This is a genomic window from Pseudomonas sp. B2021 (assembly GCF_018135665.1).
GTDB classification, from domain to species: Bacteria; Pseudomonadota; Gammaproteobacteria; order Pseudomonadales; family Pseudomonadaceae; genus Aquipseudomonas; species Aquipseudomonas lactis.
On sequence record NZ_SMOF01000001.1, the window covers coordinates 1,980,753 to 1,989,057 of the forward strand.

At 61.3% G+C, this 8,305-nt stretch carries 9 protein-coding genes; 5 read left to right on the forward strand and 4 right to left on the reverse strand.

The genetic code is table 11. The annotated features are described in order from the left end of the window. Positions 1 to 85: 85 nt before the first annotated feature. Together E1K68_RS08985 and E1K68_RS08990 are read left to right on the forward strand one after the other, a co-directional pair. Entirely contained in the window at positions 86 to 2,728 is a 2,643-nt protein-coding gene (locus tag E1K68_RS08985) for a sensor histidine kinase KdpD (RefSeq protein WP_212614882.1), read from the forward strand. 140 nt (positions 2,729 to 2,868) lie between these two features. After that, positions 2,869 to 3,558, forward strand: coding sequence for a response regulator (locus E1K68_RS08990; protein WP_003189833.1), 690 nt, complete (start codon positions 2,869 to 2,871; stop codon positions 3,556 to 3,558). Between the two features lie 114 nt (positions 3,559 to 3,672). Here E1K68_RS08990 and E1K68_RS08995 read toward each other — a convergent pair whose 3' ends face one another. Then, the gene (locus E1K68_RS08995) at positions 3,673 to 4,710 is read right to left on the reverse strand and encodes a patatin-like phospholipase family protein (protein WP_003189836.1); all 1,038 of its coding nucleotides are present in this window, start codon (positions 4,708 to 4,710) and stop codon (positions 3,673 to 3,675) included. A gap of 217 nt (positions 4,711 to 4,927) precedes the next feature. On the opposite strand from E1K68_RS08995, the gene E1K68_RS09000 reads away from it, so the two are divergent. The 3 genes from E1K68_RS09000 (at position 4,928) to E1K68_RS09010 (ending at position 6,897) form a co-directional block, all read left to right on the forward strand. Next, positions 4,928 to 5,206 carry a hypothetical protein gene (locus E1K68_RS09000; RefSeq protein WP_003189839.1) on the forward strand — a complete coding sequence of 93 codons (279 nt, stop codon included), beginning with the start codon at positions 4,928 to 4,930 and terminating at the stop codon, positions 5,204 to 5,206. A 42-nt stretch (positions 5,207 to 5,248) separates the two neighbouring features. Next, on the forward strand, positions 5,249 to 6,010 hold the full coding sequence (locus E1K68_RS09005; RefSeq protein ID WP_003189841.1) for a CHAD domain-containing protein: 762 nt from the start codon (positions 5,249 to 5,251) through the stop codon (positions 6,008 to 6,010). 89 nt (positions 6,011 to 6,099) lie between these two features. Then, entirely contained in the window at positions 6,100 to 6,897 is a 798-nt protein-coding gene (locus tag E1K68_RS09010) for a thioesterase family protein (RefSeq protein WP_003189843.1), read from the forward strand. 9 nt (positions 6,898 to 6,906) lie between these two features. Here the strand turns inward: E1K68_RS09010 and E1K68_RS09015 are convergent, their stop codons facing one another. The 3 genes from E1K68_RS09015 to E1K68_RS09025 form a co-directional block, all read right to left on the reverse strand. Next, positions 6,907 to 7,269: an Mpo1-like protein gene (locus tag E1K68_RS09015; RefSeq protein ID WP_003189844.1), complete on the reverse strand. Its 363-nt coding sequence runs from the start codon at positions 7,267 to 7,269 to the stop codon at positions 6,907 to 6,909. A 117-nt stretch (positions 7,270 to 7,386) separates the two neighbouring features. Continuing rightward, positions 7,387 to 7,776 carry a hypothetical protein gene (locus tag E1K68_RS09020; protein ID WP_212613986.1) on the reverse strand — a complete coding sequence of 130 codons (390 nt, stop codon included), beginning with the start codon at positions 7,774 to 7,776 and terminating at the stop codon, positions 7,387 to 7,389. Then, the coding region (locus E1K68_RS09025; RefSeq protein ID WP_244858787.1) for a polymorphic toxin type 47 domain-containing protein at positions 7,776 to 8,305 on the reverse strand (530 nt) is incomplete at its 5' end. The genes E1K68_RS09020 and E1K68_RS09025, both read right to left, overlap by 1 nt.

Consider the following 8,305-nt stretch of genomic DNA (forward strand, 5'->3'; position numbering starts at 1 on the left):
GGAATGCATTCCACTGTGGGAGCCGGGCTTGCCCGCGATGGCGGCCTTGAAGACTCTCCATAAATACCTGAAGGAACCCCCGAGCATGAGCGACGCCGGCCGCGCCGATGCCCTGTTAGCCGATCTGCCCCGGGACGGCCGTGGCCGGCTCAAAGTCTTCCTCGGCGCTGCACCCGGTGTGGGCAAGACCTACGCCATGCTCCAGGCCGCCCATACCCAACTGCGCCAGGGCGTGCGCCTGATCGCCGGGGTGGTCGAAACCCACGGCCGCGCCGAAACCGAAGCCTTGCTCAGCGGCCTGCCGCAACAACCGTTGTTGCGCAGCGAATACCGTGGCGTGATGCTCGAAGAAATGGACCTCGACGGCCTGCTCGCCGCCAAGCCCAAGCTGGTGCTGGTGGACGAACTGGCCCACAGCAACGCCCCCGGCAGCCGTCATGAAAAGCGCTGGCAAGACATCCAGGAACTGCTCGCCGCCGGCATCAACGTATTCACCACGGTCAACGTCCAGCACCTGGAAAGCCTCAACGACCAGGTGCGTGGCATCACCGGCGTACACGTGCGCGAAACCCTGCCGGACTGGGTGCTGCAAGAGGCCGACGAACTGCTGCTGATCGACCTGCCGTCTCGCGAGCTGCTGGAACGCCTGCGTGATGGCAAGGTGTATGTGCCCGAACAGGCACGTGCGGCCATCGATGCATTTTTCACCCAGACCAACCTCATGGCCCTGCGCGAGCTGGCCATGCAAACCGCCGCCGCCCACGTCGACGACGACCTGGCCCAGGGCTACCGCCAACTCGGCCAGGCCGCGCCGGCGGTGCGCGGGCGTTTGCTGGTCGGCGTGGATGGCGATGCCCAAGCCGAACGCCTGGTGCGCCATGCCAGCCGTGTGGCCCAGCGTCGGCATTTGCCCTGGAGCCTGGTGCACATCGACAACGGCCGTGCGCGGGATGAGCAATCGCGCCTGCGCCTGCAAAACGCCCAGCAATTGGCGGAGCGGTTGGGCGGCGAAGTGGTGTTGCTGCGCGCGGGGGAAGTGGCCAAGACCCTGATCCAGCACGCCGCCGAACGCCGCGCCAGCCTGGTGCTGGTGGGGCAGTCGCGGATGCGCTGGCGGCGGCGCCTGTTCGGTGGCGGCTTGGCGGCACGCCTGTTGCGCAATGCCCGCGGCTTGGAAATCAACGTCCTCGACAGCGATGACATGCCCGCACCGCCACGTCTGCCCGATGTGCGCGGTTTGGTGTGGTTCGATTACGCCTTGGCGGTGGTGGCGACCCTCGCCGCTGCCGCAGTGGCCTGGGCCGTGTCCAGTGCGTTGGCGCTGCCGAACATCTCTTTGGTGTTTCTCGCCGCCGTGCTACTGGTGGCGGTGCGCAGTAGCCTGGGGCCGTCCCTGGTGTGTGCAGCACTGTCGTTTTTGACTTACGATTTTCTGTTTATCCCACCGAATTTTTCCTTCGCCATCCAGCGCGAAGAAGACGTGCTGACCCTGTTGTTCTTTCTGTTGATGGCGGCGTTGACCGGCAACCTCGCCGCACGCCAGCGCCGCCAGTTGCAGGCGTTGCGCGATACCCAGGAAGAAACCAGCGAACTGCTCGACCTGTCGCGCAAGCTCACCGCTGCCACCGACCGCCAGGCTGTCATCAGTGCCGCCGCCCACCATCTGCAAGGTTGGAGCGACCTCGATCTGTGCCTGGTCAATCGCGACGGTCAGGGCGGCTGGAAGGTCGAGACCGGTGGCCCGTTGACCCTCACCGAAGCCGAACGCGCTGCCGCCGATTGGGCCTGGCAGCATGATCAGCCGGCCGGCATGGGCACCGGCACCTTGCCGTTTGGGCGTTGGTGGTGGTGGCCGCTGTCGGGTGAAGAGGGGCCCTTGGGGTTGCTGGGTGTCAGTGCCAAGCCTGGCCTGGAATTGAGCGGGCAACGTCGTCGCTTACTCACCGCGTTGAGCCAACCGCTGGCCCAGGCGCTGGCGCGGGCACAACTGGGGCAGGAGCTGGAATCGGCGCGCCTGCACGGCGAAACCGAACAACTGCGCAGCGCTTTGCTCGCGTCGGTGTCTCACGATTTGCGCACGCCATTGACGTCCATGCGCGGCAGCATCGACAGCCTGCTGGCCCTGGGTGAAGCCATCCCGCTGGAGGATCGCCGCGAATTGCTCGAAGGCACCCGTGATGAAGCCGAGCGCCTGGACCGCTATATCCAGAACCTGCTGGACATGACACGCCTGGGTCATGGTGCGCTGAAACTGGCACGCGATTGGGTGTCGCCCGGCGATATTGTCGGCAGTGCCCTTGGGCGACTGCGCGCCGTGCTGGCGCCGTTGCAGGTGAGCACCGATGTGCCGCCGGAGCTGCCTTTGTTGTATGTGCATGCGGCGTTGATTGAGCAGGCCTTGGTCAACGTGTTGGAAAACGCCGCACGGTTTTCGCCCCCCCAGGGCCGCTTGCAGTTGCGGGCTGGGGTGCAGGATGAGCAGTTGTTTTTTGCCGTGGCGGATGAAGGACCGGGGATTCCCGAGGAGGAGCGGGCGAAGATCTTCGACATGTTCTACACCGCTGCCCGCGGTGATCGAGGCGGGCAGGGCACGGGCCTCGGCTTGGCGATCTGCCAGGGCATGGTCGGCGCACACGGTGGGCATATCAGCGTGGCCGATGGCATTGACGGGCGGGGCACCTGCATCACCTTGTTTCTTCCATTGCCGACACAACCTGCCTTGGAATAACCCTGTAGGAGCGAGCTTGCTCGCGAAGGTCGTTAACGATAATGATGGCGCCCTGAATGCACGCGGTGCCTAGGAGTTTTTCGCGAGCAAGCTCGCTCCTACAGGGAAGGGAATTTTTTAATGGGTTTTGATGAGACACCATGAGCCAGACCGCGACGATTCTTGTCATTGATGACGAACCCCAGATCCGCAAATTCCTGCGCATCAGCCTGGCCTCCCAAGGCTATAAGGTGATCGAAGCCGGCACCGGCAACGAAGGCCTGGCCCAAGCGGCCTTGAGCAAACCGGATCTGCTGGTACTCGACCTGGGCCTGCCCGACATGGACGGCCAGCAGGTGCTGCGCGAGTTTCGCGAGTGGTCGAGCGTGCCGGTGCTGGTGCTGTCGGTGCGGGCCAGCGAAGGTCAGAAGGTCGAGGCCCTCGACGGTGGCGCCAATGACTACGTGACCAAGCCGTTCGGTATCCAGGAGTTTCTCGCCCGTGTACGCGCGCTGTTGCGCCAGGCACCGGCCGGAGAAGCCCAGGAAGCCGCCCTGAGTTTTGGCCCGTTGACCGTAGACCTGGCCTATCGCCGCGTTCTGCTGGACGGTGCCGAGGTGGCGCTGACCCGCAAGGAGTACGCAGTGCTGGCGCAACTGGCCCGCCATCCGGGGCGGGTGATTACCCAGCAGCAGTTGCTTAAGGACATCTGGGGGCCAACCCATACCGAGGACAGCCACTATCTGCGGATCGTGGTGGGGCACCTGCGCCAGAAGCTGGCGGATGACCCCACCCAGCCGCGGTTTATCGTGACGGAGGCGGGGGTGGGGTATCGGTTGCTAGGTGCCTGAACCTTTGGTGCCTGCGCTGGCGCCATCGCAGGCAAGCCAGCTCCCACAGTTGGCATTCATTCCCTGTGGGAGCCGGGCTTGCCCGCGATGAGGCCATCAGCAACACCTCCACGCTCAACTCTGCTCACTCTCATACCGATCCAACGTATCACTGGCAATCTCCCGCCCCAAAGCAATCAACTCCGGCGCTTTGTAGAACTCGAAAAACCGGCACACCCGCTTCGGCACGTTGATCAGCACATCCGGTGGGTACCCAGCGATCTTGTATTGCGCCAATGAGGTTTGCATCACCTCGAAACTCTGGTTGATAAGGTCCAGCAGCGATGCAGGCCCGACGTTGTCGATGATGAACGAGCCGGTCGCCGACTTCGGTGCGCCGGCTTTCTCCGGCGCCGCGGCAGGTTGTTGGGCTTCGGGTTCGGCAGACTCCAGCCACGGGTTGATTTCGGCGGCCTGGGCCTGCAAGGCTTCTTGTTCCAGTTTCATCAACTGCTCCGCCTGCTTGCGGCGAAACGGCAGGTGCGAGCCCAGTGACTTGGCCAGGCTGTTGAAGCGGCTCTTGAACGCTGGCGGGCGCTGGATCACCGGCAATTGATAGTGCTTCTGGTTGGTGGCGTTGAGGTTGACCGCAATGATCAAGTCACAATGGCTCGACACCACCGGCACGATGGGCAGCGGGTTGAGCAGGCCGCCGTCCACCAGCATGCGGTTGCCTTGCATCACCGGGGTGAACAGGCTGGGGATCGCCGCCGAGGCGCGCATGGCCTGGTGCAGGCAGCCTTCCTGGAACCAGATCTCCTGTTGGTTGGTGAGGTCGGTGGCGACGGCGGTGTAGGGGATGCGCAACTCCTCGATATTGATGTCGCCGACAATCTTGCGGATTTGCCCGAACACCTTTTCACCACGAATCGCCCCCAGACGAAAGCTCACATCCACCAGGCGCAGTACGTCGAGGTAGTCCAGGCTTTCGATCCAGTTGCGGTACTCGTCGAGCTTGCCGGCGGCGTAGATCCCACCCACCACGGCGCCCATGGAACAGCCGGCGATACAGGCGATGTCATAGCCGCGTCGTTCGATTTCCTCGATCACCCCGATATGGGCGTAGCCCCTGGCCCCACCGGAGCCCAGCACTAAGGCAACACGTTTCTTCATGGCCAGATCCTTCGCAAAACAGGGGCCCACAATGCACCCATCAAGGGGCCTGCTTCAATCCTTGCTGACAGCGCGCAATATTTTTCCAGGCTGGCGATCAGGCTCGGGTATGCTCTGGCAATAGGTACTACTGATTTCAGGCTAAGGACAAGGCACTTTTCCCTGTAGGCAACGTCTACAGGCTACGACTGAATTTGTATATTTTGAGGTGTCATCAATGAAAGCCTGGATCTGTGTGCCTGTGATCGTGTTGGCCTTGGCTGGCTGTGCCGGGAAAACCGCGTATCGCGACAGCTGCGGCTCGCAATTGGACGCCGCCTGGAAAGAACTGGACCTGGCCAAGGCCGAAGGTTTTGCCGGCACTGTCAGTTACTCCAAGGCGCTGTCGCTGTTGACTGGCGCCAAGACTCAGCAGCAATTCGAAGCGTTCGAGGGCTGCTCCAACAAGGCCGAGAAAGCGCGGTTCTACATTCGTGAGTCTCGCGCCGGGCGATGACCCCGCAGCGGGCAGGATTTTTTATCGAAAAGTGAGGGCAGGATGTCAGCGTTGGTCAATCAGTTAGTCGCTCAGGTCATTGGCCTGGAAGTAGGGTTACTGAGCTGCCAGGCTCGCCTCGCCGCCGTCACTGACGATGAAGCCTTGCATGATTTGCGCACCACTGTGCGACGCCTGCGCAGCCTGTTGCGCCCTTTGCGCGGGCTGCCCGGTGTCGAACAGCTTGAATTGGCCGCCAGCACGGTTGGCCAACTGACTACGCCGCTACGCGACCGAGAGGTGCTGGCGGCGTATTTGCATCAGCACGGGCATCACGAGGCAGCTGATCGGCGCCTGCGTCTGCAGCCCGAGGCTTACCGCCAAGTGGCGCAAAGCCCGGAACTGGCGCACTTGCTGCTGATCCTGGATGCATTCCCGCGGTTTATCCGCGCGTCCCAGCACCAGAAACTGCTCAAGGGCTTGCGCCCGCGTATCCAGAAGCGCTTGGCCAAGCAATGGCAGAGACTCGATGAGGCCCTGAAGAATCCCGATCATGATCGCCACCGGCTGCGGTTGCTGATCAAGCGTGTGCGCTACGCCGCCGAGGCGTATCCGGAGCTGGACAAATTACCCGCTAATGCTCTGTCGCATTTGAAAAAAGCCCAGAGCGCTCTGGGTGATTGGCATGACTGTTGGCAATGGCTGGCCCAGGCCGGTCACGAGCCAGACCTGCAACCCTGTGTCGCGGTGTGGCAGCGCACCATGCTCAAGGCGCAAGGCAAGGCCGACCGCGTGCTGGACACACTCAGCGCCGAGTGTTTTTAAACCGGTCCGGTTTTTGGCCGGAATAGGCGCTGTGCCTGCCGAATTGGATGGTTAAGATTCCTCCACGATTTTCTTGATGTGAGGTCGCCATGCGCTTTAGTGATTTGCTCGATGCTGCCCGTAGCAATCCGCTGGATGTCACCATTCCTGCCGAATGGGCCCAGGGCCGGGCTACCTTTGGTGGCCTGGTCGCCGCCTTGCAATACGAGGCGCTGCGCGCTCAGGTGCCGGCGGATCGACCGCTGCGCTCCCTGGCCATCACCTTTGTCGGCCCGGTAGCGCCGGATGTACCTGCCAGCTATCAAGTCGAAGTGCTGCGCGAAGGCAAGGCGGTCAGCCAGTTGCTAGGGCGCGTGGTGCAGAACGGTGAAGTGGCGACCCTGGTCCAGGCCAGTTTTGGCGCTTCTCGCCCCTCGGAAATTGACGTGGCAAGTGAGCCGCCACCGGTCTTCAAACATTGGGATGAGTGCCAGGAACTGCCCTATATCAAGGGCGTTACCCCCGAATTCATGCGCCACTTGGCAATGCGCTGGAGTGTGGGTGGCCTGCCGTTTACCGGCAATAAATCCCGCGACATGGGCGGTTGGGTACGGTTGCGAGGGGATGTAAAAGAAGAGCCACTGACCGAGGCGCACATCCTCGCCCTGGTCGACGCCTGGCCACCGGCGTTGCTGCCGCACCTGAAAAAGCCCGCGCCGGGCAGCACCCTGACCTGGACCATCGAGTTCATCCAGCCACTGCAAGACCTGACCACACTCGACTGGTGCCAGTACCACGTCAACATCGAACACGCCCGCGACGGCTACGGCCACGCTGCCGCTGCCTTGTGGAGCCCGACCGGCGAGTTGATCGCCCTCAGCCGTCAGACTGTGGTGGTGTTCGCCTGAACCTGCCGGTCAGTGGTGGTGCCGCTGCCGCCAGGCGCGCCACCAGCCACCGCTGAGCACAAAGCGCGGGAAAGTCACGAACTGCTCGACCACCAGGCGCTGCACCGCATCTTTACGATCGCTGAACGGCTCACTGGCCTGGGCCTCCAGGCTATGGCCATGACGCTGCAACGCCAGGCCCGCGACAATGCCAATCACGCCGACCGCGAAGCTGGCCAGGCTGAGACTGAACACGCCCGACACGATCAGCAGGAAACCGACGATAAACAGCGGCACGGCAATCAGGTGCAGCGCCAGGTTGGTCGGGTGCTGATGGTTCTGTGGGTACTGACGCCATTGCCAGGCGGGGAGATTGGGGTGACGTTTGCCCATGGTGGTGAATCCTCTGTCCGTTGAAACAACTTGAACAGAGTTTAGGTTGAGGTGGGCGAGGTGGCGAATTGGGGCTGGCTATGGACCTCATAGTCTGCAATTTAGGCGGAGTGGCGCTCATGCCCAAATGACACAGTCATGATCGTCCATGTGTACTAAGAACGTCAGCTCGTTATCGGTTATCCAAAACGGATATCCGGTGGTTTCGCCTAACAAAGAGGCGAGCACTCGAGCGTTTTCCATTCTCCAGGCGCTGTACGCTGAATCTAATACCAGCAGAACCAGGCCATTCCCGCTAATGCGATGCGGCACCTCCTTCCAAAAGTCAGGGTTGTGTTCGGTGCTTTTCTCGTTCAGTTCGACGGGATCAAGCACATTGCTTTGCGCTTTGAAGAATTTTCTCGTCAGAGAGCTTATCAACAAGTTGAGTTCGCTCGAATCAAGCTTTCCAGCGTCGAGGTTCAGCGCATTAAAGGCTTCGTCTATTTCGTCTTCCAGATAACTCATCAGGGGACACCTATTCTGGACCGGCTGACAGGAACCAGTTGGAGCAGTATATGGCCTCTTTTGGCTCCTCCGTCGCCTCTCTTTCCAGGTGTTTGATAGCCAATATGAGGTGATTTCGGGCCTTCTTTACTTGGCACAAGCATAGGATCGTCAATATTCACTTCCGCTCCTCTATTGGGACCGGTTTGTACTCGCCATTCTGTTGGAAATGATTTGCCATATTGGTCTTTGCCCCATTTCGATACGCTGTATTCGGACCTGGGTATACCCGTTCTGCGAAAAGCCTCATCCAAACCATTGTGCATTTGCGTGTAGCTGTCGCCGGTTTGTTTTCTCCAGTCCAGATCGACATCGGGATTAAGTTTCCAGCTGTTGCTCGTACTTGGAGGAGGGCAGTCTGAAGGTGCACAAGCTAAACCTAATGGATCAATCCACCCTATAGGATTGGGCACGTACTGGTACCCATTGATCCCCCCCGCCAACTTCACCGGGTCCGGTGTCAGGTAGCGACCAATATCCGGATTGTAGT